The sequence below is a fragment of the Delftia sp. DLF01 genome (assembly GCF_014852125.1).
GTDB lineage: Bacteria > Pseudomonadota > Gammaproteobacteria > Burkholderiales > Burkholderiaceae_C > Comamonas > Comamonas acidovorans.
The window spans coordinates 15,872-39,752 of record NZ_JACVAZ010000007.1 but is presented as its reverse complement, the minus strand read 5'-3'; the positions used below and the strand labels follow the sequence as shown (position 1 = coordinate 39,752).

Sequence of the window (23,881 nt, the reverse complement as noted above, 5' to 3'; positions counted from 1 at the left end):
GAATTCTTGGAAAAGCTGTACACCAGCATCTTGGCAAGGCTCTATAACACGATCAAATTTATCAAGCGCCGCGCCTGTTTCGCAGCCTTCAGCCCACCAGCGAGATCACCCTCAAGGGCATTGAGCCGTCACGGTTGGCCACGCTGGTCTTGGAACACCTGCAGTGCTACCCCATGCCGGCCATCAGCGACATCCACCCGCGCATCGCGCAGCGAGATTGATCCCGAGCAAGTCATGTACGCACTGAAAGAGTTGATCGAACGCGGGGAAGTCCGCTTGAGGACCTCAATCGCTGGCGGCGGTACTGGGCATGGCATGAGCAGCCCATCGGAAACCAGCGCACTATCTCCGATAGATGAGCGATAGACGCCGGGCGATAAATAGGTCTATTGCTAGCCCCTCAATAGCAACATGCTCCCTGCCCCCACACACTCCCTCCACACCCCCACCCCATAATCCCGCCCGCAACCCCCAGCCCTCCCCAGGCCCTTCTTGCAGGCACAAGACATGAATTCACTGACCGAGCTGTGGCAGGCAGCCATCACCTGGCTCGCCACCCACGCCGTAACCCCCACCGTCCACTGGCTGGACATCGCCCAGGCGGCTGGCGATCCGCGTGAGATTGCCGAGGCGGTGCTGATTGCCGGGCTGCAGCTGTTCCTGATCGCGGGGGTGATGCGGCCGCTGGAGAGCCTGTTTCCGGCCGAGCGCTGGAGCGACCGGCGGCTGACCACGGTGGACCGCAACTACACGCTGCTGATGCTGCTGGGGCTGTTTCCGCTGTTCAGTTTTCTGGTGCTGATGCCGTTTGCCAGCATGCTGGGCGGCGGGCCGGCGGCCGAGGAGGCGACGGGGCTCAAGCACTGGCTGCCGTGGTTTGCGGACCATCCGGTGGCGCTGTTCCTGGTGTACTACGTGGTCTACGACCTGGTGTATTACTGGATGCACCGCGCCCAGCATGTGATTCCCTGGTGGTGGGCCATGCACAGCATGCACCACAGCCAGCGCCAGATGAGCTGCTGGAGCAATGACCGCAGCCATTACCTGGACGGCATGCTGCAGTCCTTCATCCTGGCCACGGTGGGGCTGGCGATGGGGGTGGAGCCTTCGGAGTTTGCGCTGCTGGGGCTGCTGAGCGAGCTGGTGCAGAACTTCTCTCACGCCAATGTGCGGCTGCGCCTGGGCTGGCTGGGCCGCGTGGGTGAGCGCGTGCTGGTAGGCCCGCTGTTCCACCGCCACCACCACATGCTGCGCGACCCGGAGCGGCCCACGCGCCACAACTGCAATTTTGGGCAGGTGCTGCCCTGGTGGGACATGCTGTTTGGCACGGCTCTCTACACCGACGAGCCCGTGCGCCCCACGGGCGTGAGTGACCCCGAGGTGGATGCCGACAACGAGCGCGGGCTGGTGGCCATGCAGTGGCATACGCTCAAGCGGTTCTGGGGAGCGTTTCGCCGGCGCGAGGGCTGGCGGCTGGGCGATGTGTCCTTCGGGCCGGGCTACCGGCCCATTCATGACGACGACGGGGCCCAGCCCCACCCTGCGGCGGGGGCGGCTGCGGTGACGGGGGCGGCCGGGGTTGCGCCTACGGCTCCAGGTTCGGCAGCATCAGCGCCTCGAACCACTCGATGAAAACCGCCAGCCGGCGCGAGCGCTGGCGGCGGTGCGGATACAGCAGCGCCACGGGCATGGGCGCTGCGCGGTGGGCGGGCAGCACTTCCACCAGCTCGCCCGTGTCCAGCAGGTGCTGCACGTCATAGCGCGGGATCTGGATCAGCCCCAGGCCGGCGCGGCAGCAGGCGATATAGCTTTCTGCATTGTTGGTGACCACGCGGCTGGGCACGGCCAGGGTCTGCGGCCCATCCACTCCATCCACCCCATCCACATCGCTCGCCCCACTCCATTCCCAGGGCAGTTCCCGCCCCGTGCGCGGCGAGGCATAGCCCACGCTCCAGTGGCCGTGCAGCAGGTCCTGCGGTTGATCGGGCAGGCCGTGCTCGCGCAGGTAGGCGGGGCTGGCGCAGTTGATGAGGGCAATGCAGCCCTGCGGGCGCACGACCAGGCTGCTGTCGTGCAAGGTGCCCACGCGCACGGCGCAGTCCACGCCTTCCTGCACCAGGTCGATGGCGCGGTCTGACGAGCCCAGCACCAGTTGCAGGCCCGGGTGGCGGCGCATGAGCCCCGGCAGCGCAGGCGCCAGCAGGCGGCGCGCGATGCGGCTGGGCACGTCCACATGCAGCCGGCCCGTGGCCTGCCGCGTGCGGGCCTGGAACATCTGCTCCACATCCTCGGCCTCTGACAGCAGCGGGCGCACACGCTCCAGCAACTGGCCGCCATCGGCCGTCAGGCTGACCTGGCGCGTGGTGCGGTGCAAGAGCCTTGCGCCCACCTGCTCTTCCAGCTGCTGCACGGCGGCGGAGACCGTGGCGCGCGGCAGGTCCAGCGCATGGGCGGCCTTGATGAAGCTGCCCATCTCGGCCACCTGCATGAAGATCCGGTATCGGTCGAGTCGGTCCATGGGACGCAGCATAGTCCGTGCAGCGGTCCTTCTACTTGGCCTACTTGGTGGTGTAGCCGCCGTTGATGAGGATGGTCTGCCCGGTGATCCACCAGCCGTCGCTGACCAGGTGGCGGATGAAGGGCACCACGTCTTCGATATGCGTCAGGCCCGAAGGCGAAAACGGCGACAGCGCCGCCGCGCTCTTGTGATAGGCCACGGCGTCCGCGCCTTCCTGGCCGTAGAAGAACGGCGTGTCCATGGGCCCCGGCCCCACGGCAGTGACAGAAATGCCCCGCGCCCCGAACTCCTTGGCCGCCGCCCGCGTGAAATGCTCCACCGGCGCCTTGGTGCCCGCGTAGGAGGAATAGAACGGCGTGAACGCGCCCAGCAGCGAGGTCACCAGGGTCACGATCTTGCCGTGGTCGTTGACATGGCGCCCCGCCTCCTTGAGGAAGAAAAACGCCGACTTGCCGTTGACGGCGGCCATCTCGTCGTACTCCGCCTCGCTGATCTCCATCAGCGGCTTCTTGAGCACCTTGCCCACGGTGTTGATGGCAATGTCCGGCCGGCCCACGGCGTCCACGGCCTCTGCAAAAAGCCGCTCCACAGCGCCAGCGCGCGTCAGATCACCCTGCAGCGCCACGGCCTCTGCGCCCAGCGCACGCACTGCGGCCACCGTGGTCTCCGCCTCGGCCCGTGAAGACTCGCTGTTGTAGTGCACCACCACGGCCCGCGCGCCGTGCCCCGCCAGATCACGGGCAATCAGCCCGCCCAGATTCTTGCCGCCGCCTGCAATCAGCGCCACCTTGCCGCGAATGGAATGGTCTGCCATGGAAACGCTCCTTGTACTTGGATGAAGCACCCAGCTTAGGCAGCCAGCCCCCCGCGATAAACCCGCGCAGCCGGGATGGATCATCCAGAAAACCAGAACAATCAGCCGCGCCAGCGACCCCTGCCCCCGGCAGTCCGCTCCGCTCCCCCCTCCCGTATGCCCGCGCCTGCGTCGGGCCGCCTGCGGGGTTGCAGTCCTGCCGCAGGACAGGACTGCTTCGTCATCTGACTCGCCGTGATTGTCTGAACGGAGCGCGCAGCGCGAAGTGAGTTGCACGGCGAACCCCGCAGGCGGCCCGACGCAGGTTGCCCCGCAGCGCAGCGAAGGGGTCGCGGGCATTCGGGTCGTCTTTCTTTGGCCTACGTTTCTTTGACGAATCAAAGAAAGGTAGGTCGGCCGCCGGGCCGAGACCCGGCCTCGAAAAAACACCACCCGGCAGGGTCAAAAAACAAGGCACATGCAGTGCCTAAAGCACCCTCTCATACATATACCGCCTAGACCAAGGCAACGAAGCAGCCCCCTGCCCCGCCCTCCGACAAACAACCTGAAAGATAGACACATCATCGTGTTCAAACGCATAAGCACACCCCGCCAGATACACCCTCCAAATCCGAAACCTCTCCTCCTCCACCAAGTCCCGAATCTCCGGCACACAAGCCTCAAACCGCTCCAGCCACAACTGCAACGTGCGCACGTAATGCCGCCGCAGCCCCTCCACATCCAGCACCTCCAGCCCCCCACGCTGCATGGCCTCCAGCGCCAGGCTCAGGTGCGGCAGCTCGCCATCAGGAAACACATAGCGGTCGATGAACGCGCCGCCGCCCAACGCCGTGGCGCCCACGTCCGCATCGGTGGAGGTGATGCCGTGGTTCAGCGCCAAGCCGTCATCGGCCAGCAGCTCGCGCATGTGCGCAAAGTACATGGGCAGGTTGCGGCGGCCCACATGCTCGAACATGCCGACGCTGGTGATGCGGTCAAAGCGCCCCTGCACGTCGCGGTAGTCCTGCAGGCGGATCTCGATGCGGTCGGCCAGGCCTGCGGCGCGCACGCGCTCGGTGGCTGCTTCGAACTGGTTGCGCGACAGCGTCACGCCCACGCAGTGCGCGCCAAAGTGCTGGGCCGCGCGCAGCACCAGGGCACCCCAGCCGCAGCCTATGTCCAGCAGGCGCTGGCCGGGCTGCAGGCGGATCTTGGTGAGGATGTGGTCCAGCTTCTTGCGCTGGGCGGTGGTCAGGTCCTCGTCGCCGTTCTCGAAGTAGGCGCAGGAATAGACCATGCCCTCGTCCAGCCAGAGCCGGTAGAAGTCGTCGGACACGTCGTAGTGGTACTGGATGGATTCGCGGTCCGTGCTGCGGCTGTGCCGAAAGCGCCTGGCCGCGCGCGCCGCAAGCGCCAGCCGCCCCGGCCCCTTGCCCGCGCCCTGGGTCTTGGACATGCGGCGAGCCAGCGCATAGCCGAAGTCGATGATGTCGGGCAGGCGGCCGTCGATGTCGATCTGGCCCTTCACATAGGCCTGGCCCAGGTGGTCCAGGCTGGGGTCCAGCAGCAGCGGCAGGGCCGAGGCGCTGCGCACGGTGAGCGTGACGCGCGGCTGCTCGAAGCGGCCGAAGTCGAACTGCTCGCCATTCCACAGCACCAGCCGCGCCGGCAGATCGGCCCGTGTACGCACGGCCTCGGCCCAGCGCCTGAGCTTCTTGTCCCAGAACATCTTGCATCTCCCCGGGGCTGGCGGCGCCCCCCTTTTGACATGACCCGCATGAACCGCATGAACCGCATGAAAAGCAAATGACGAGTCTTGCCGGTTCATGTGACGGCAAGACGTCAGCACGGCAGCCCGCGCCGGTAGCGGATCGATACAGACCCGATGGCGCCCACACCCCGCCAGCGGCCCGGCTTGGGGCACACTGGCCGGCGTTCCAACTGCCCCGGCGCGAAGGCGCCTGCGACAGACCCATGCAAGCCCATGACCTGAGCATCGAACACTGCATCGAGCACCGCAACGCACAACGCAGCACCGGCGGCTATGGCCTGCCGGCCGGATTTCAGGAACCTGCCATCGAACTGGAGCCAGTGACGCCATGGCCATGACCCATACCCAGGCGCTGTCCAAGCTGGCCGCCGATACCCTGGTGCAGACCCTGGAGGAGGACGTGGCGCGCGTGATGGCGCGCACGTTTGCGCTGGGCAGGCACGATGCCGCTATTGCGGCCAACTACGGCGGCCATGCCCTGCCGCCCCTGCTGCGGCGCTGGAGCTGCGTGCTGCAGGCAGATGACGCCAAGGCAACGGCGCTGTACCGGCACAAGACGGCGCTGGCCCTGGCGATCGTGTTGCACAGGAACGGCCTGGCCGACGCGGGCCTGAACGCGGCGGCGCGCACGGCCATCGATGTGCTCAATGCCGAGGTGGCGCTCAGCGATGATTTTTTTCGCAAGTCGGCGCAGATCCGCCAGGACTTCCTGGACACGCCGCCCGCGCCGCCCAAACGCTCGCCGGGCCTGCCCGACAGCCTGACCTTCTACCGCGCGGCCGACGTGGTGGCCATGGAGCTGGACGGGCGCTTCTACGCCCTGTACGTGCACGGCTGCGCCCGGACCAACCAGAGCCCCATCGTCGAGTTCTACGACGCGGTGTTCGACCACCTGCCGCAGATGGCGGAGCTGGCCGACGTGCGCGCCCGGGGCCGGCGCTACAACGATGGCGTGGGACGGGTGGCGCGGTTTTCCATATCGGGCCTGAAGTTCCTGCCCGACCCGGCAGGCCAGTTCACCCTGGTCAAGGCCTGCGTGGAGACGCCGCCGGACCCCGGCCATCTGCAAAAGGGTGACTGGCTCTACACCGTGTCCGACATCTTCGAGCTGCAGTCCGAGGTGGACTCCATGTTCGGCCCCGGCGGCAAGCCCTGAGCCCTGAGCCTTGAGCCTTGAGCTTTGTGTCCTGACAGCTGCCTGTTCTTGCCTGTTTTCAAGAGGAAATTCATGACGCATCCCCGGCCTTCCACTCTGTCTTCCCGCATGACCTTGCCGGCCGTGCTGGCACTGGCTGCCACGCTGGCCCTTGCGGGCTGCAACCAGCGGCATGACACAGCAGCCCTGGAATCTGCGCCCGCCCCCGCGCCCATGGCGGGCGGCGCCGGCATGAAGCAAGGCCGCGCCGCCACCGTGCAGGCCGAGGATGCGGCAGCAGCCGCACCAGAGACATCGGCGCAGGACGAGATGGCCCAGCGTTTCCTGGCCGTGCGCCAGGAGCTGAACGTGGAAGTGCCGCAGGCGCAGCTGGCCGATGCCTGGGGCCAGGTGCGCGACCTGTGTGCCACGCTGCGCTGCGAGTTGCTGTCGGCATCCCTTCTGCGCGAGACGCCCCAGCAGCCCGGCAACGCCATGCTGGAGATGCGCGTGGCGCCGGCCGATGTGCAGCGGCTGCTGGGCACGCTGGCCGGCGTGGCCACCATCGTGTCGCAGAACACCATCAGCGAGGACAAGACGGCCGAGGTGATCGACGTGGAGGCGCGCATCAGGAACCGTACCGAGTTCCGCGACAGCCTGCGCCTGATGCTGCGCGACACCACGACCAAGCGCACCATGTCCGACCTGCTGGAGATACAGCGCACGCTGTCGGACACGCAGGCCGAGCTGGACGCCATGGCCGCCCAGCGCAAGGTGCTGGAGCAGCAGACGAGCAAGCAGCACATACAGATCCAGTTCACGCCCACCCGCGCCCTGGTGCAGGGCGGCACCAGCTACAGCCCCATAGGCCGCGCGCTGCGCGATGCCGGCCATGTGCTGGGCGAGAGCATGGCTGCCCTGATCACCTTCGTGGCGGCCGTGCTGCCCTGGCTGGTGCTGGTGGTGCTGCCGCTGGGCTGGGTGCTGCGCGCGCTGTGGCGGCGCAGGCGTGCCAGGAAGGCCTGAGCGGCACGGCCCAGCGCCAGCCCCTCAAACCTTGCCGCCGCAAGTCTGGCAGGTGGCCGGCGCGCGACGCGCCACCTTTCGGCCCGGCGCGAAGACGAGCAGACTGGCCACTGCCAGTAGCAGGGCGCTGGCAGCGCCGTAGGCCATGACCCAGGCAAAGCCGTTGGCCAAGGCCGACTGCACGAATTCCTGAGGCCGCTCCACGCCAGACAGCAGGGCCGGATGGCCTTCAATGGCCAGGAGGTCGCCTGAGGCGATCTTCTCCGCGAAAGGACGCAGGCCCTGCGTGGCACCATTCAGGCCGCCACGCAACGCGGACATCACGCCTTCAATCAGAAGAAAGCCCATCAAGGCAATGTTGAAGGCCAGCGAAGTCATGCGCGCGCTCATGTCGGCGCCGGAGGCCATACCGGCCCGCTCGACCGGGACCGAGGCCGTGCTGGTGTTGGACACCGGCGTATTGGTCAGGCCCAGCCCCAGGCCCGCGATCGCGCAGCCCGCGAGCAGCAGGCCCGCATGCGGCGCCGCCTGGCTGCCGGCCCACATCAGCGCAAAGCCCAGGCCGATGGTGGCCATGCCCGCGGGAATCACCAGCCCCGGCTGGTAGCGCAGCGACAGGCGCTCTGCCAGCGGCGGGGCTAGCAGGGTGGGCAGGGTGTAGGCGAGCAGGGCAAGGCCGGTCTGCACGCTGTCGTAGCCCAGCACCGCATGGAAGTAGATGGGCAGGTAGACGATGAAGGGCCAGAAGCTGAAGTTCATGCCCATGGACCCCAGCAGGGCGCCCGAGAAGCTGCGCACCCGGAAGACCGAGAATTCGACCATGGGCCGGGGGCTGCGCATTTCCGCCAGCACGAATCCCGCAAAACCGGCCAGGGACAGGCCGAGGATGGACAGGGCCGGCGCGCTGTCAAAGCCCAGCACCGGACCCTGGATCACGAACAGCACCAGACAGAACACCGCTGTGGACAACGTGACCATGCCGGCGATGTCCAGGCGGCCCGCGCCCGGATCGCGCGACTCCTGCACACCGGCCAGGCTCAGGCTCAGGGTGACGGCGGCCAGCGCGCCATGGATCAGGAACACCCACGGCCAGCTTGCCAGCGCCAGGATGGCACCACCAACGATGGGGCCGAATCCCAGGCCCACGCCGAACACCACGCCCCACCAGGCAAAGGCCGTGGCCCTCTGGCGGTCATCACGGAACTGGTGGGACAGGATGGCCAGCATGCAGATCAGCATCAGCGCGCCGCTCAGGCCCTGGAAAAAGCGCGCGGCGATGAGCACCGGCGCGCTGGTGGCCAGCCCGCAGGCTAGAGAGGTGAGGCCGAAGGCGACGATGCCGATATGGAAGATGCGCCTGCGGCCATAGCGGTCGGCCAGCGTGCCCACGGCCATCAGGATGGCCGTCATGGCGATGGTGTAGCCGGCCATGACCCATTGCAACTGGCTGAAGCTGGCCTGCATGGCCTGCTCCAGCGTGGGCAGGATAGGCGGCACGCTGGAGATTTCCAGCCCCAGCATCAGGGCGGACAGGCAGACGGCGGCCAGCGCGTAGTGGCCCTGGCGTTGGAGATTGGCATTCATGAAAGAGCTTCCTGGAGATGGCAGGAGTCCGCCGGGCCGCCGCCCCGCGGCGGGCCAGCGCCCCTGTGCCGGCAATGGTAGGAAGCCGCCATTCATTGCACAACGATATGATCGAACATATCTATGACAACATTTTCAGATGGATCATGAACCGGCCAACCCTGGATGTGGATTCCGTGCAGGCCTTCGTGAGCATTGCGGACCTGCAAAGCTTCACGAAGGCTGCAGACGCGCTGGGCACCACGCAGGGCGCCATCAGCGTCAAGCTCAAGCGGCTGGAAGAGCGCCTGGGCTGCAAGCTGCTGGAACGCACGCCCAGGCTGGTGCGCCTGTCCGCGCAGGGTGCCCTGTTCCTTCAGGCGGCGCGCGAGTTCATTGCCGCGCATGACCGGGCCATGGCGGCGCTGAGCGCCGAGCGGCGCCGCTTCCGGCTGGGCATTGCCACGCATGTGGCCGGCCCCGAGATTGCGCTGCTGCTGGCGCGGCTCAATGAACGCGACCCAGCGCTGACCATCGAGGTGCGGCTGGAGAACTCGCGCAGCCTGCTGGATGCCTTCGACAACGCGGAACTGGATGCGGTGATCGTGCGCCAGGAAGATGACAGGCGCGATGGCGAGGACCTGGGACCCGAGCATTTCGGCTGGTTCGCGGCGCCGGGCTTTTCACCCCGGCCCGGCGAGCCGCTGCGCCTGGCGGCCCTGCTGCCCTGCTGCGGCGTTCGCGATATCGCCACGCACATGCTGCGCCAGGCAGGCTTGGAGTGGACCGAGGTGTTCGTGGGCGGAAGCGCGGCCGTGGCCGCCGCCGTTTCCGCGGGCCTGGCGGTGTCGGTGTTCTCATGCCGGCTGGCGCCGGCCGACACCGTCGAGGTCGGCCGGCACTTCCATCTGCCAGCCCTGCCTGCCTCGCGAATCATGCTGCACTCCACCTTGACGGACCGACGCTCGCGCGAAGCCCTGCGCACCCTGGTTGCGGCCTACCGGGAGCATCAGGGCCCCGCGCAGTGAAGCGATGCCACCGTGTCCACGGCCCGGGACTGATCAGCCCAGCACCGCCTTGCAGGCCAGCGCCAGCCAGGCATGCAGCGCACTGCGGCCACAGACCAGGCGCAGGCCCGGCGCATGATGAAACGCGGCAGCACGATCAGGCCGTGCTCCAATCAAGCCATGCCCACCGAACCGAGCCTTGACGACCTGCGCCGCCATGCCGTGGCGCGCACCCTGTTCGCACCGACCACCCTGCCTGCGGCCATACAGCGCCTGGGCTTTGTGCAGGCAGACCCGATTCGCGCGCCGGCCCGGGCGCAGGACCTGACGCTGCGCCACCGCGTCAAGGACTACCGCGCCGGCGACCTGGAACGCCGCTACGCGCGCCTGGCGATCGACGAGGACTGCCTGGTCAACTACGGCTTTCTGCCCAGCGAGCACCTGGCGCTGATGCACCCGCGCCAGGCCCGCAAGGCCTGGGATGCCGAGACGCAGCGCAAGGCCGCCGAGGTGCTGGCGTTTGTGCGCGAACGCGGCGCCGCGCATCCGCGCGAGGTGGAGCAGCATTTCTCGCACGGAAGCGTGAAGAACTACTGGGGCGGCTCGGGCAGCGCCAGCACGCAGTTGCTCGATGGCATGCACTACCGCGGCCTGCTGCGCGTCAAGCGCCGCGACAGCGGCACGCGCGTCTACGAGGCCATCGCCCACCCGCCTGCCGACGACAGCCCCGCCGCCAGCGCCCGGCGCGCCGCCGCGCTGATCGACCTGGTGGTGCGCAAGTACGCACCGCTGCCGGCTCCCAGCCTCACCTACCTGGTGCGCCTGCTGGGCTATGGCGCCCCCCACCTGGCGCAACAGACCCAGGCAGCGCTGCGGCTGGCGCGCGAGCAGCTGGCCAGCTGCCGCATCGACGGAACCACCTGGTACTGGCCCGCCGACGAGAACCCACGCTCGCGCCGCCATGCCTTCGACGAGCGGCTGCGCCTGCTCGCGCCCTTTGACCCCGTGGTCTGGGACCGGCGCCGCTTCACGCTGCTCTGGGGCTGGACCTACAAGTTCGAGGCCTATACGCCACCGGCCCGGCGCCAACTGGGCTACTACGCCCTGCCCATGCTCTGGCAGGGCCATGTGATCGGCTGGGCCAACCTCCAAGCGCGCGACGGCCGGCTGGAGCCGTCATTCGGCTATGTGGCCGGCGCGGCGCCCGGCGATGCCGCCTTTCGCAGCGCGCTGGATGAGGAACTGCAGCGCATGGAGCAGTTCCTGGCGCCGCGCTGAGGCGCATGCACTTGCCCCCTGCGCGTGTTTACCGCCACACAGGAGCAGTCCGCTCAGAAGGTTCCGCGCAGCGTGAGCGTGGCATTGCGCGGCATGCCGTAGTAGGTGCCGTTGCGCGCGCCGCCCACGGCAGCCCAGTAGACCTTGTCGGTCACGTTGCCGATGTTGAGCGCCGCCGTCCAGTTGCGGTTGATGCGGTACGAGGCGCGCAGGTCCAGCACCGCGTGGCCGGGGTTCTGCACCGTGTCCACGCGGGCATGGCTTTGCGCGCTGAGGTTGGCGCCCACCTTCCAGGCCGACCATTCGCCGGGCAGCGCGTAGCTGGTGGACACGCGCAGCAGGCTGCGCGGCGTGTCGGTGCTCAGCGAGCTGCCTTCGTCGTCGCGCGTGTTCAGCCAGGTGTAGCCGCCCGAGACCTGCCAGCCGCGCGCGACCTCGCCACCGATTTCGGCATCGAAGCCCTTGCTGCGCAGCACGCTGGAGTTGCGGTAGCAGTCATTGGTGGTCACGCCGGGGCACAGGCCTTCGTTGCCGGTGTCGAACACGGCCACGTCGCGCTTCTTGATGTTGAACACCGAGAAGGCCACGTTGAGCTTGCGCTCGAACAGTTCGCCCTTGATGCCGGCCTCGTAGTTGGCGCCCACGGCCGGCTTGAGGCGGTTGCCCTGCACGGTGGCGTACTGCGACTGGGGCTGGAAGGTGCTGGTGTAGCTGGCATAGACCGACCAGAGTTTGTCCAGGTCGTAGACCAGGCCCGCATACGGCGTGAAGCGGCCGTTTTCGCGGTAGTCGTTGGTCAGGGCGCCGGTGAAGGTGTCATTGGAGCGGAACTTGAACCAGTTCAGGCGCCCGCCCAGGTGCAGGTGCAGGCGTTCGGCCAGCTGCAGGCGCCCGCTGCCGTAGATGCCCAGCAGTTGCTTGCGCTCCCTGAGACCGAAGTCATAAGGAGGGGCCACGGGATCGGGGATGCGCGAATGGTCGAAACGGAAGACATCCAGGGGCATGGCCTCGCCAGAGGAGGCCGACTGGGTCAGCACCTTCTGCTGGGTCCAGCTGGTGCCGAACATGACCTTGTGCGTGCCGCCCAGCGCCTGAAAGCTGCCGGTGACGTTGGCATCCAGCCCCGTGGCATCGATGTCGCGCGCAATGAAATCGTTGCCCACGTAGCGCAGGCCCTGCAGGGTAACGGGATCGATGGCGCCGCGCGCCGACCCCAGCTTCTGGTCGATGGTGGTCTTGCCTTGGTTGAGCGTGAGCTTGGCCACCCAGTCGCCGCCCATGCGGTGCTCGACCTCGCCGAACACGTCATCGACCTGGGCCTCGTGGCGGTTCCAGCGCTGGCCCAGCGAAGTGGAGCGCGGCAGGCCCAGCGAGGCGCCGTTGGAGTAGCTGGGCAGGCCGAAGATGCTGTAGCCGTCGATGTCGGTCTGCTCATGGCGGTAGCCCGCCGTGACCTTGGTGCCGGCGCCCAGGTCGGCGTCGATCACGCCGTAGAGCATGGGCGAGCCCGAATGCACCAGGTCGATGAAGCTGTGGCGGTCGGAATAGGCGGCCACCACGCGGCCGCGCACCGTGCCGGCCTCGTTGAGCGCGCCCCCTCCATCGATCTCGGTGCGGAAGTTGCTCCAGGAGCCGATGCTCTGGGCGAACTCGAAATGCTTTTCCGCACGCGGGCGCTTGCGCACCATGTTGACCACGCCGCTGGGGTCGCCCGCGCCCACCACCAGGGCGCCTGCGCCGCGCAGCACTTCCACGCGGTCGAGGATGGCCGTGTCCATGGGCACCCAGCCCGTGGGGCTGTAGGTGCCGCCGGCCACGCCGTCGAGCAGGTAGTTGGAGTCCGGGATCTCGTAGCCGCGCATCATGTAGACGTGGGCCCCGAAGTTGCGCTGCGACTTGGTGGCGCCCGTGGTCTGCAGGATCACGTCCTCGACGGAAGACAGGTTCTGGTCATCCATCTGCTGGCGCGTGACCACGGTCACGGACTGCGGTGTCTCGCGAATGGACTGCTCCATCTTGCCGATGCTCAGAGCGCGCGTGGTGTAGGAGCCGGTCTGCTCGGTAGTGGGGCTGGTGATGGCCTGGGCCGTGACGCGCACCTCGGCCATGGCCTGGGCCGTGCCTGCGGTGCGTGCAGCGGCGGCTGCGGAGGCTGGAGCAGGCGCTGCGGTGCGCAGGCCCCAGTTGCCCGAGCCCGTGCGCACCAGCTCCAGCCCGCTGCCCTGCAGCGCCGCGCGCGCGGCCTGCTCGGGCGTGTAGCTGCCGCGCACGGCGGGCGCGGTCAGGCCGCGCACCAGCTCGGCGTCAATGCCGATCTGCTGGCCGCTTTCGGCGCCTATGCGCGCCAGCGCGCTGCCCAGCGGCTGGGCCGGCAGGTCGTAGCTGCGCACGGACGAGGCGGCTGGCGCAGCGGGCGCGGAAGGGGAAGTCTGGGCGTGGGCGCTCAGCGCGCAGGCCAGGGCGGCAGCGGCCAAGGTGCGCAAGGGCAAGGGGCAGGAGAGCAGCATGCGGGTTCTCGACAAGGAGGTTGGAAGGGCCTGAAAAGCAGGTTTCCAAGGCTTGTCGAGCGCGCCGCAAAAAGTGTTCATTTTTTTGCGCGCAGGCACCGACCTCACCCGATAGTCACTCGACAGTCACTCGACAGTCACCAGCCAGCCACGCTGGTAGACGTTCACGGCAATGGGCAGGGTCTCGGCCAGCGCCGCCAGGGCGCGGTCGGTGTCGTCCAGCGAGAAGGTGCCGTAGACATGCAGGGCCGCCGCACGCGGCGCCACGCGGATGAAGCCCGCGCGGTAGGCGCGCAGGGCCTGCACCACCTCGCCCAGCGGCTGGTCATGCGCCTCCAGCATGCCGCGCTGCCAGGCCGACGCGGTGCCGGGCTCGGTCGTATCCTCGGCAATGCCCGCCAGACCGAAGCGTGCACTGCGGCCTTGGGCCAGCACCTGGCTTGCACCCTGTGGCGTGGTGATCTCCACGCTGTGCTCAAGCATGCTCACCAGGCTGCTGCCGGCCTCCTGGCGCACCACGAAGCGCGTGCCCAGCGCGCGCACCTGGCCATGGACCGTGCGCACGATGAAGGCGGCGGCGCCTTGCCCTGCCTCCCAGGCCTGTGGCGCTGCATGCGCCAGCAGCGTGCCCTGGCGCAGGATGACGGTGCGGCGGCCGCCACTGAAATCCAGGTCAGCCGCCGAGCGCGCATCCAGCGTGATGGTGCTGCCATCGGGCAACGCAAAATCACGCCGCTGGCCCGTGCCGGTGCGCAGGTCGGCAGCCCATTGACTGATGGGTGCGTGGCGGTGGGCCACGAAGGCGGTGCCCACGGCCATGCCGCCCAATCCCAGTGCGCCGCGCAGCAGGCTGCGGCGACGGCGGATGCGCGATTCGGCACGCTGCAGCGCCTGGCCCATCAGGCTGCCCGAGGCCGCAGGCGCGCCGGTGCGCAGCGGCGACAGCATCTGCTGCAGCGGTGCCTGCAGCCGCTCCCAGGCCAGGCGGTGGCCGGCATCGGCCCGCAGCCATTGCTCGAAACCCTGGCGCTCGCCATCGCTGACGGTGCCCGAGTTCAGCGTGACCAGCCAGCCCACGGCCGCCTCGGTGGCAGCATCCAGGCCGTTGCCGTCCTGCGAAAGAGAGGCCGCCATGTCAGCCGCCGCGCGCTACCGCAATGCCGGCCTGCTGGCGGGCCAGCGCGATGGCGATGCGCCGGAAGGCCTCGGCCATGTGGCGGCGCACCGTGCTCAGGGAAATGTCCAGCTGGTCGGCAATGGCCTGGTAGGTCAGGCCGTCGATCTGGCTCAGCAAGAAGGCTTGGCGCGCCTTGAGCGGCAGGCCGTCCAGCGCCTGGGCGATGTGCTCCAGCGTCTCCAGCAGCACGGCGCGCTCTTCGGGAGAAGGCGCCAGCTCCTCGGGCTGCAGGGCCAGGGTCTCCAGATAGGCCCGCTCCAGCTCGCGCCGGCGCCACAGTGTGAACAGCAGGCGCTTGGCAATGGTGGTCAGAAACGCGCGCGGCTCCTGCACCACGGCAGCGGGGCGCGCGGCCACCACGCGCACAAAGGTCTCGGACGCCACATCCTGCGCCTCGGCCGTGTCGCGCAGCCTGGCCTTCAGACGCGACAGCAGCCAGGCATGGTGGCCCACATACAGCTGCTGGACCTGGAGCATGGATTCTGGAGGCGTGTGCGGCACGGACATGGGGCGGTATTTTAGCCGTCCGCAATAAGAATGGTTTGCATTCCACCCATGGACGCGCCAGCCATGACGCCCGCCTACCCAGGGGCGATGCCCACGCGAGCGCGTCCCAAGCATCCCAAAGCCAGTGGTAAATTGAGGCTTGGCTTTTGCAAACCACATCTCGCGAGACAGACAGGCAATGAAAAAAATAGCAATTGTGATCGCTGCAACGTTGGCGGCATCGGCGAATGCAGCTTGGCAATACCAGCAGCAGGAAGACAGGATGACGAGTGAGAAAATGCAGTTTGCATATATCGAAAGCAACAACTCACTCAATCTACCGTTCCCTTATGCCGGGAAAAACCACGGCACGCTGACTGTACGCAAGCAACGCAAGGCGGGACTGGAGGTCTATCTCTCCATTGAAAAGGGCCAGATCATTTGCCCCATTTCCAGCGGCTGCAAGATTCAGGTGAGATTTGATGATGGCAAACCCATGGATTTCTCAGGATCGCCTTCAGCCGACCATGACTCGACAATCGTCTTCCTCAAGGACGCACAGCGTTTTATCAACGCAGCGAGCAAGGCCAAGCAAATTCTGGTGCAGGCGAATATCTATCAAGCGGGTTCACCCATCCTTGAATTCCACTCCGGAAAGCCACTTGAGTCCCTGGAGTGGACACGCAAAGCAGTGAAATCTCGCTGAAGGCAAGCGCCTGCGCCAAGGGAGCCCGCCATGGTTGGTGTCCCAACCTACCTGCCGTGCAGGCGAGTCAGCCAGCGCCCCTCTGGAGCAGAGCACCTAACGCCACCGATCTTGCCCCCGCGGAGCCCACCCGACCCCGCCTAGTCAATAATGTGACCTTTGCCCGCTGCCGCATCCCCCACCAGGGAGATGGTCGACGACGGGCACCGCGACACAAGAACATCTGCGCCTTCCTCCGGCCCCGCGCCACCAAGGAAGGCCCTGCCCGGCACCTGCATGCCGCCGCAACCTGTTGATTCCCAAGCCAATGAGCGACCTTTCGCAAAGCACACAGCCCTCTCCGGCCCCTGATCTGTCGGCGCACACGCCCATGATGCAGCAGTACCTGGGCATCAAGATCAACTACCCCGACACGCTGGTTTTCTACCGCATGGGGGATTTCTACGAGCTGTTCTTCGGGGATGCGGAGAAGGTGGCGCGGCTGCTGGACATTACGCTGACCACGCGCGGGCAGACGGCGGGGCAGCCTATTCCGATGGCGGGCGTGCCCTTCCATGCGCTGGAGAACTACCTGGGCCGGCTGATCAAGCTGGGCGAGTCGGTGGCGATCTGCGAGCAGGTGGGCGAGGTCGGCGCCGCCAAGGGCCCGGTGGAGCGCAAGGTGGTGCGCGTGGTGACGCCGGGCACGCTGACCGACAGTGAGCTGCTGTCGGACAAGAGCGAGGCGATCTTGCTGTCTCTGCACACGGCCGGGCGCCAGCGCTGCGGCCTGGCCTGGATGGCGGTGACGCAGGGGCGCATCCATCTGGCCGAGTGTTCCCACGATGAGCTGGGCGCCTGGATTTCGCGCATCGCGCCCAGCGAGCTGATCTACAGCGCAGGCGTGACCGAGCGTTTCGAGCAGAGCCTGTTCGCGCTGCGTCATGGCGGCTCCATTGCCTGCCCGCTGTCGCCGCGCCCCGACTGGCAGTTCGACGGCGGCCTGGGCGAGCGCAAGCTGCTGGAGCTGCTGGGCGCCGCCAGCCTCAAGGCCTGGGAGGCCGAGGACCTGCCGCTGGCCCATGGCGCCAGCGCCGCGCTGCTGTCGTATGCCGAGCACACGCAGGGCCGCAGCCTGTCGCACATCCACGCTCTGCAGGTGCAGCGCGACGATGAGCTGATTGCGCTGCCGCTGGCCACGCGCCGCAACCTGGAGCTGGTCAAGACGCTGCGCGGCGAGGATTCGCCCACATTGTTCTCTCTGCTGGACACCTGCATGACGGGCATGGGCAGCCGCCTGCTCAAGGCCTGGCTGCTGGAGCCGCGCCGCGACCGCACGCAGGCCATGGCGCGGCTGGAGGCCACGCGGGCGCTGCAGGGCGCCAGCGCAGGCGGCATGGCCGCTCCCTGGCAGCAGTTGCGCGAGCAGCTCAAGGGCGTGAGCGATGTGGAGCGCATCACCGCGCGCACCGCGCTGCGCCAGGTGCGCCCGCGCGAGCTGGTGGGACTGGGCCGCACGCTGCACAAGGCCGCCGTGCTGGCCCAGGCCGGGCAGACGCCCTCGGCCCACCTGACCCAGCTGTTTGCCGACCTGCAGCCGCCCGAGGGCTGCGCCGAGCTGCTGGTGCGCGCCATCATGGAAGAGCCGGCCGCCCTGGTGCGCGACGGCGGCGTGTTTGCCACAGGCTACGACGCCGAGCTGGACGAGCTGCGCGCCATCCAGAACAACTGCGATGACTTCCTGCTGGAGCTGGAGGCCAAGGAAAAGCTGCTCACCGGCATTCCCAACCTGCGCGTGCAGTTCAACAAGGTGCACGGCTTCTATATAGAGATCACCAACAGCTACAAGGACGCGGTGCCCGAGCGCTACCGCCGCCGCCAGACGCTGAAGAACGCCGAGCGCTACATCACGCCCGAGCTCAAGGCCTTCGAGGACAAGGCCCTGTCCGCGCAGGAGCGCGCGCTGCAGCGCGAGAAATTCCTCTACGAGCAGCTGCTGGACCAGTTGCAGCCCCATGTGCCGGCGCTCACGCGCGTGGCCGGCGCCATTGCCGCCATCGACGTGCTGTGCACGCTGGCCGAGCGCTCGCTGACGCTGAACTGGTGCGCGCCCGAGTTCGTGAACCATCCCTGCATCGAGATCGAGGCCGGCCGCCACCCCGTGGTAGAAGCCCGCATGGCCGAGACCTCCAGCGGCAGCTTCATCGCCAACCACACGCGCATGAACGCCAACACGCGCATGCAGGTCATCACCGGCCCCAACATGGGCGGCAAGTCCACCTATATGCGCCAGGTGGCGCTGATCGTGCTGCTGGCCAGCATGGGCTCGCATGTGCCGGCGTCCAGCTGCCGGCTGGGGCCCATCGACGCCATCCACACGCGCATCGGCGCGGCCGACGACTTGGCCAATGCCCAGTCCACCTTCATGATGGAGATGACCGAGGCCGCCCAGATCCTGCATTCGGCCACGCCCCACAGCCTGGTGCTGATGGACGAGATCGGCCGGGGCACCAGCACCTTCGACGGCCTGGCGCTGGCCAGCGGCATCGCCACCCAGCTGCACGACAGGACGCGCGCCTTCACGCTGTTTGCCACGCACTACTTCGAGCTGACCGAGCTGCCGGCCAAGGCACGCGCGGCCGTGAACATGCATGTGAGTGCGGCGGAGTCGGGCCAGGACATCGTCTTCCTGCACGAGATCCAGCCCGGCCCGGCCAGCCGCAGCTACGGTATCCAGGTGGCCAAGCTGGCGGGCATGCCGGCCGGCGTGCTACACCACGCGCGCCATGCGCTGGAGGCACTTGAGGCCCATGCCGACGAGGGCCGCCTGCAGGTGGACCTGTTCGATGCGCCCGACATGCCCGAGCCCGAAAGCCGCCACGACCCGCTGGCCCAGGCGCTGGCCGCCATCAATCCCGACGCACTGAGCCCGCGCGAGGCGCTGGAAGCCCTCTACCAGCTCAAGAAGATCGCCGCCTGAACGCGGTCAATCGCCTCGCACTAAACTTGCCATTTCCGCAGATTCGGACGTTTCCATGACTTATTGCGTTGCCATCAAGCTCAACGCCGGCCTGGTTTTCCTGGCCGACTCGCGCACCAATGCCGGCCTGGACCAGATCAGCTCGTTCCGCAAGCTCATGGTCTACGAGAACCCCGGCGACCGCTTCATGGTGCTGCTGTCGGCCGGCAACCTGTCCATCACCCAATCGGTGCGCGAGCTGCTGGAGAGCCAGCAACTGCGCGACGAGGCCACGGGCGACATGCTGACCATCTGGAACGTGCGCAGCATGTTCGATGCGGCCCGCGTGCTGGGCGCGGCCGTGCGCCATGTGTTCGAGCGCGACGGCGTGGCGCTGTCGCGCTCGGGTGTGGACTTCAATATCTCGCTGGTGCTGGGCGGCCAGATCCAGGGCGAGAACATGCGGCTGTTCCAGGTGTATTCGGCGGGCAACTTCATCGAGGCCACGAGCGAGACGCCCTACTTCCAGATCGGCGAGTCCAAGTACGGCAAGCCCGTGCTGGACCGCGTGATCACGCCGCGCACGCCGCTGGACGAGGCCGCCAAGTGCGCCCTGGTGTCCATGGACAGCACGCTCAAGTCCAACCTCTCGGTGGGCCTGCCGCTGGACCTGATCGTGTACGAGAAGGACCGCTTTGCCTCCGACAAGATCGTCAGCATCGACGAGAGCAATCCGTATTTCCGCATGCTGCACGACAGCTGGGGCGAGCGCCTGCGCCATGTCTTCGACAGCATCGAAGACCCGGCCTGGGAGGGCAGCGATTCCGCGGTGCCCATTCGCGTGCACAGCCGCCAGGCCCAGCCGCTGACCAAGGTCACCGCGCCGGCAGGCGCCCTGCGCTCGTCGGCGCGCAGCATGGGCCGGCTGCCGCCTGCGGCGCTGCGCCAGCCCTATCACAGCGGCACGGGTGCAGGCCTGGGCACCTCCACGGCCGACGGGCTGGCCACCTCGCCCATGACGCCCCTGCAGCCGGGCCCGACATCGCCCATGCGGCCGGACGCCGGGCAACCCTCCGGCCACCAGCAAGGCATGCCGGATGCTGCGGACCGAACCGGCCAGGAGCCTCAGCCGTGAACGCGACCCGGCCCGCGCTGCGGGCCGACAGCGATGCGGGCACGGGGTCGGCACCGCTGCCCGTGGTCTTCTCGCATGCCAACAGCTTTGCGCTGCCCACCTACCGGCTGCTGTTCTCGCTGCTGGCCGAGCGCGGGATCGCGGCGCAGGGCGTGGAGCGCTTCGGGCATGACCCGCGCTTTCCCGTCACCAACAACTGGCCGCACCTGGTCGAGCAACTGGCCGAGTTCACGCGCGCCGAGGTCGAGCGCGTGGGCGGTCCGGTCTTTCTGGTCGGGCATTCGCTGGGCGGTTTCCTGAGCGTGATGACGGCTGCACGCCACCCCGAACTGGCGCGTGGCGTGCTGCTGATCGACTCGCCCCTGCTCAGCGGCTGGCGCGCCAATGCCGTGGGCGTGGCCAAGCGCACGCAGCTGGTGGGCTCGGTCTCGCCGGGCAAGATCAGCGCCCGCCGCCGTAATGCCTGGGACAGCGATGACGAGGCACTGGCCTACTTCCGCGCCAAGAAGGTGTTTGCGCAATGGCACCCGCAGGTGCTCCAGGACTATGTGCAGGGCGGCCTGTCCGATGTGGACGGCCGGCGCACACTGCACTTCACGCGCGAGGTGGAGACCGCCATCTACAACACCTTGCCGCACAACCTGGCCTCGCTGCTGCACCACCATCCGCTGCGCTGCCCGGCGGCCTTCATCGGCGGGCGTGCCTCGGTGGAGATGCGCCAGGTGGGCATGGACCTGACGCGCCGCATCACGCGCGGGCGCGTGATGATGCTGGACGGCAGCCACCTGTTCCCCATGGAGCGGCCCCACGCCACGGCCGCCGCCATCGAGGCCTCGCTGCTGAACCTGCTGGGCTCCGAGGCCTGAACCGGGCACCCCGAATGTGAAAAGGCCACCTTGCGGTGGCCTTCTGCGTTGGTGCCTGAGGAATGCCTGGGGCCCTTCGCCCAAGCCTGGGTCAAACCTCGCTCCAGCTCACGACCCCGGTGAAGGCCGTCACCAGCACGATGATGCCGAAGGCGATGCGGTACCAGGCAAACGGCACGAAGCTGTTGGTGGAGATGTAGCGCAGCAGCCAGCGCACGCACAGCCAGGCGCTGATGAAGGAAAACACCAGGCCCACGGCGAACATGGGGATGTCGGCCGCCGACAGCAGGGCGCGCTCCTTGTAGAGGCTGTAGACGCCGGCGCCGATCAGCGTGGGAATGGCCAGGAAGAACGAAAAATCGGTGGCCGCCTTGCGCGACAGGCCCATCAGCATGCCGCCGATGATGGTGGCGCCGCTGCGGCTGGTGCCGGGAATCATGGCCAGGCACTGCACCAGGCCGACCTTGAGGGCATCGAGCGGCGTCATCTCATCCACGGTCTGCACGCGCATGGCCGATGCCGGCCGGCGTTCGGCCCACAGGATGACGAAGCCGCCCAGGATGAAGGTGGTGGCCACCACGGTGGGCGTGAACAGGTGCGCCTTGATGAACTTGCCGAAGATCAGCGCCAGCACCACGGCCGGCAGGAAGCCGATGATGACGTTCAGCGTGAGCCGCTGCGCCTGGCGGCTGGTGGGCAGGTCGACCACGGTGGAGCGGATCTTCTGCCAGTACACCAGCACCACGGCGAAGATGGCGCCGGTCTGGATGGCGATGTCGAAGACCTTGGCCTTGGCATCGTCGAAGCCCAGCAGCGAGCCTGCAAGGATGAGGTGCCCGGTGGAAGAGATGGGAAGGAACTCCGTCAGCCCTTCCACGATGCCCATGATGGCGGCCTTGACCAGCAAAAGAATGTCCACGGCAAGCGTCCTGTCGCAATGCAAAAGTGGGCCATTATCTGCGCTGGCCATGGCCTGCCGGTGTCCGCCTGCCCGCCTGTCAGCGGCAATCGCAAACTTTTACAACGCCGGGCCCGCAACGTTGCTGCGCGCCCGGCACTGTGCTGCAATGTGGGTGCGCTGGACTTCAGCGCGCCTTCAAAACCATTCCATCATGAAAAAAATCGTTGTTCTGGCAGTTGTCTCCCTGGCCTGCAGCATGGGCATGGCCGCAGGGGACAAGGCTCCCACGGCCCAGCAAAAGCTGATGGGCACCTGCAACACCGAAGCCACCGGCAAGAAAGGCGATGAACGCAAGGAGTTCATGAAGTCCTGCCTGTCCGACGGCAAGAAGCGCCAGCAGGAACGCATGAAGACCTGCAACGTGGACGCCACGGGCAAGAAGGGTGATGAGCGCAAGGCGTTCATGAGCGAATGCTTGAAGAAGGATTGAAGCTCCCCCTGAGCGGCTGACGCCGCTTCCCCCTCTCTACCCGCTTCGCGGGGGAGGGGGACGACGCCCTCGCCGCGAGGCGGCTCTTGCTCGGCGTCTCTGGTGTCGGGCCGCGCCAGATTTGGAGGCTGCGCCCTATTTCTGCAGCAAGCTTTCATTGAAGCCACCGTTTTCGGTGGCTTTGCTGTTTAGGCGGATAGTTTTCTGATTTGGCTATCAATGGAGCCGTGCACTACCGACAGCCGTTCAAACTCGCAGGGCTCAAGCGCGGGCAGCCGAGCAAGGGCCGCCCCGCAGTGAGGGCTGCGTCCCCATCCGCGAAGCGAGAAGGGGGAAGCGGCGCAGCCGCTCAGGGGGTCATCTTCCTAGCCCTGCGTTTGCGCCACCAGATGATGACGCCGGTGATCGACAGGACGGCAACGAGCACGCCGACGAAGGACATGAGCACGCGGCCGGGGGTGCCGAGGATGCGGCCGCTGTGCAGGGGCAGCTGCAGTTGGACGAAGACATCGGCTGCGGTGCCGTGCCAGGGGCGGTAGGTGCCCAGGACTTCGCCGTTGTCCGAGCTGACGTAGATGTTGGACAGGCCCATGCCCATGGCGCCGGTTTCGTCGTGCGGGTCGAAGAAGGAGATGTTGTAGAACGGGAAGTCGCCGCCCCACCAGATGCCGCCTGCGGGCTGGGCGAAGCCCAGGCGCTTGGCCTCGCTCTGGGCGATGGCGATGGCCTGGGCGAACGAGACCTTGGGCACGAGGAGCGTGCCCTGGGGCGCGGGCTTGAGGGTTTCGTAGGGGCCGGGCGTGGTGGTGGAGACGGTGCTCATCACCGGGTAGAAGACTTCGCGGTACAGGTTCAGCGAGAACGAGGTGAAGGCCACGATGACGATGACGGCCCAGACCCACAGGCCGCCCGCACGGTGCAGGTCGAAGTTGAGCTTGTAGGCGCCGCCGCCCCAGCGCACGCGCCATGAGGGCAGCCAGCGGCGCCACCACGATCCCACGGCCGCCGTCAGGCGCGGGGCGCTTTTCCTGAGCTTGACGGGAAAGGTCAGCAGCAGCGCGACAAAGCTGTCGGCCACCCACAGCAGGGCCAGGCTGCCCATGAACCAGTAGCCCCAGCGGTCCGTGCCCCAAAAGCGCGGGGCCAGCAGGCTTTCGTGCAGGTGGCGCAGCCAGGGCATGAGGTTGCGCTGGCTGAGCGCGAAGCTGCGCCCGTTGCGCTGGCCGGTGATGTGGCCGCTGACCGGATCGACGAAGACCGTGTCATAGCCCAGCGCAGGCGCCTGGCCCGTGGCCGGGTCGGGCCGGGGGCGCACCATGAACATGGCGGCTTCGCCCTCGACCAGGCCCAGGGTCATGTAGCTGATCTCGGCGCGCGGCTCGCTGGCCTGCACGGCGGCGGCCAGCTCCAGCGGGGTCTTCAGCGGGCCGCGTGCCGGGGTCTCCAGCATGTCGGAGTTGAGCCATTCGTCGATTTCATGGTCCCAGGACAGCACGGCCCCGGTGAGGCCGGCCATGGTGAGGAAACCGGCCAGCACCAGGCCTATCCAGCGGTGCACCACCGTCCACAACGCGCGCATGCTTC

At 67.6% G+C, this 23,881-nt stretch carries 20 protein-coding genes; 11 read left to right on the top strand and 9 right to left on the bottom strand.

What is annotated here, in order from left to right; all coding sequences use genetic code 11:
- Nucleotides 1–507: 507 nt before the first annotated feature.
- Nucleotides 508–1,632, top strand: coding sequence for a sterol desaturase family protein (locus tag IB269_RS27455; RefSeq protein WP_192368802.1), 1,125 nt, complete (start codon nucleotides 508–510; stop codon nucleotides 1,630–1,632).
- Here the strand turns inward: IB269_RS27455 and IB269_RS27450 are convergent.
- The 3 genes from IB269_RS27450 to IB269_RS27440 all read right to left on the bottom strand — a co-directional run bounded on the left by IB269_RS27450 (nucleotide 1,586) and on the right by IB269_RS27440 (nucleotide 5,040).
- Nucleotides 1,586–2,518, bottom strand: coding sequence for a LysR family transcriptional regulator (locus tag IB269_RS27450; protein ID WP_192368801.1), 933 nt, complete (start codon nucleotides 2,516–2,518; stop codon nucleotides 1,586–1,588). The genes IB269_RS27455 and IB269_RS27450 overlap by 47 nt on opposite strands.
- 40 nt (nucleotides 2,519–2,558) lie before the next feature.
- Nucleotides 2,559–3,332, bottom strand: coding sequence for an SDR family oxidoreductase (locus tag IB269_RS27445; RefSeq protein ID WP_016453872.1), 774 nt, complete (start codon nucleotides 3,330–3,332; stop codon nucleotides 2,559–2,561).
- Between the two features lie 466 nt (nucleotides 3,333–3,798).
- Nucleotides 3,799–5,040 carry an SAM-dependent methyltransferase gene (locus tag IB269_RS27440; RefSeq protein ID WP_192368800.1) on the bottom strand — a complete coding sequence of 414 codons (1,242 nt, stop codon included), beginning with the start codon at nucleotides 5,038–5,040 and terminating at the stop codon, nucleotides 3,799–3,801.
- Nucleotides 5,041–5,285: 245 nt separating this feature from the next.
- On the opposite strand from IB269_RS27440, the gene IB269_RS29220 reads away from it, so the two are divergent.
- The 3 genes from IB269_RS29220 (at nucleotide 5,286) to IB269_RS27430 (ending at nucleotide 7,243) form a co-directional block, all read left to right on the top strand.
- A complete protein-coding gene (locus IB269_RS29220) occupies nucleotides 5,286–5,420 on the top strand; it encodes a hypothetical protein (protein ID WP_263864465.1) in 135 nt (44 codons plus the stop codon).
- Nucleotides 5,411–6,238, top strand: coding sequence for a hypothetical protein (locus tag IB269_RS27435; protein ID WP_192368799.1), 828 nt, complete (start codon nucleotides 5,411–5,413; stop codon nucleotides 6,236–6,238). The genes IB269_RS29220 and IB269_RS27435 overlap by 10 nt, the downstream gene beginning before the upstream one ends.
- A gap of 72 nt (nucleotides 6,239–6,310) precedes the next feature.
- Entirely contained in the window at nucleotides 6,311–7,243 is a 933-nt protein-coding gene (locus IB269_RS27430) for a DUF4349 domain-containing protein (protein WP_192368798.1), read from the top strand.
- A 24-nt stretch (nucleotides 7,244–7,267) separates the two neighbouring features.
- Here the strand turns inward: IB269_RS27430 and IB269_RS27425 are convergent, their stop codons facing one another.
- The gene (locus IB269_RS27425; RefSeq protein WP_192368797.1) at nucleotides 7,268–8,827 is read right to left on the bottom strand and encodes an MFS transporter; all 1,560 of its coding nucleotides are present in this window, start codon (nucleotides 8,825–8,827) and stop codon (nucleotides 7,268–7,270) included.
- A 146-nt stretch (nucleotides 8,828–8,973) separates the two neighbouring features.
- On the opposite strand from IB269_RS27425, the gene IB269_RS27420 reads away from it, so the two are divergent.
- Nucleotides 8,974–9,834 (top strand): LysR family transcriptional regulator, encoded by an 861-nt coding sequence (locus IB269_RS27420; RefSeq protein ID WP_192368796.1) that lies wholly within the window; start codon nucleotides 8,974–8,976, stop codon nucleotides 9,832–9,834.
- Between the two features lie 159 nt (nucleotides 9,835–9,993).
- Nucleotides 9,994–11,091, top strand: coding sequence for a DNA glycosylase AlkZ-like family protein (locus IB269_RS27415; RefSeq protein ID WP_192368795.1), 1,098 nt, complete (start codon nucleotides 9,994–9,996; stop codon nucleotides 11,089–11,091).
- Nucleotides 11,092–11,144: 53 nt separating this feature from the next.
- Here the strand turns inward: IB269_RS27415 and IB269_RS27410 are convergent, their stop codons facing one another.
- The 3 genes from IB269_RS27410 to IB269_RS27400 form a co-directional block, all read right to left on the bottom strand.
- A complete protein-coding gene (locus IB269_RS27410; protein WP_192368794.1) occupies nucleotides 11,145–13,598 on the bottom strand; it encodes a TonB-dependent siderophore receptor in 2,454 nt (817 codons plus the stop codon).
- Nucleotides 13,599–13,724: 126 nt separating this feature from the next.
- The gene (locus tag IB269_RS27405) at nucleotides 13,725–14,732 is read right to left on the bottom strand and encodes a FecR domain-containing protein (RefSeq protein WP_192368793.1); all 1,008 of its coding nucleotides are present in this window, start codon (nucleotides 14,730–14,732) and stop codon (nucleotides 13,725–13,727) included.
- 1 nt (nucleotide 14,733) lies between these two features.
- The gene (locus tag IB269_RS27400; RefSeq protein WP_013803538.1) at nucleotides 14,734–15,252 is read right to left on the bottom strand and encodes a sigma-70 family RNA polymerase sigma factor; all 519 of its coding nucleotides are present in this window, start codon (nucleotides 15,250–15,252) and stop codon (nucleotides 14,734–14,736) included.
- A gap of 208 nt (nucleotides 15,253–15,460) precedes the next feature.
- Here IB269_RS27400 and IB269_RS27395 point away from each other — a divergent pair, with 208 nt between their 5' ends.
- The 4 genes from IB269_RS27395 to IB269_RS27380 all read left to right on the top strand — a co-directional run bounded on the left by IB269_RS27395 (nucleotide 15,461) and on the right by IB269_RS27380 (nucleotide 20,906).
- A complete protein-coding gene (locus tag IB269_RS27395) occupies nucleotides 15,461–15,967 on the top strand; it encodes a hypothetical protein (RefSeq protein WP_099734331.1) in 507 nt (168 codons plus the stop codon).
- A 370-nt stretch (nucleotides 15,968–16,337) separates the two neighbouring features.
- Complete coding sequence (mutS, locus tag IB269_RS27390; protein WP_043824531.1) at nucleotides 16,338–18,926, top strand: DNA mismatch repair protein MutS; 2,589 nt, start codon at nucleotides 16,338–16,340, stop codon at nucleotides 18,924–18,926.
- A gap of 55 nt (nucleotides 18,927–18,981) precedes the next feature.
- A complete protein-coding gene (locus IB269_RS27385) occupies nucleotides 18,982–20,040 on the top strand; it encodes a proteasome-type protease (protein WP_192368792.1) in 1,059 nt (352 codons plus the stop codon).
- Complete coding sequence (locus IB269_RS27380) at nucleotides 20,037–20,906, top strand: alpha/beta fold hydrolase (protein ID WP_192368791.1); 870 nt, start codon at nucleotides 20,037–20,039, stop codon at nucleotides 20,904–20,906. Before IB269_RS27385 ends, IB269_RS27380 begins: the two co-directional genes overlap by 4 nt.
- 91 nt (nucleotides 20,907–20,997) lie before the next feature.
- Here IB269_RS27380 and IB269_RS27375 read toward each other — a convergent pair whose 3' ends face one another.
- Nucleotides 20,998–21,825, bottom strand: coding sequence for an undecaprenyl-diphosphate phosphatase (locus tag IB269_RS27375; protein WP_013803592.1), 828 nt, complete (start codon nucleotides 21,823–21,825; stop codon nucleotides 20,998–21,000).
- Between the two features lie 193 nt (nucleotides 21,826–22,018).
- Between IB269_RS27375 and IB269_RS27370 the strand changes: the two genes are divergently transcribed.
- Nucleotides 22,019–22,297 (top strand): PsiF family protein, encoded by a 279-nt coding sequence (locus IB269_RS27370; protein WP_043781210.1) that lies wholly within the window; start codon nucleotides 22,019–22,021, stop codon nucleotides 22,295–22,297.
- 349 nt (nucleotides 22,298–22,646) lie between these two features.
- On the opposite strand, the gene IB269_RS27365 is transcribed toward IB269_RS27370, so the two are convergent.
- On the bottom strand, nucleotides 22,647–23,876 hold the full coding sequence (locus IB269_RS27365; RefSeq protein WP_192368790.1) for a PepSY-associated TM helix domain-containing protein: 1,230 nt from the start codon (nucleotides 23,874–23,876) through the stop codon (nucleotides 22,647–22,649).
- Nucleotides 23,877–23,881: the final 5 nt, after the last annotated feature.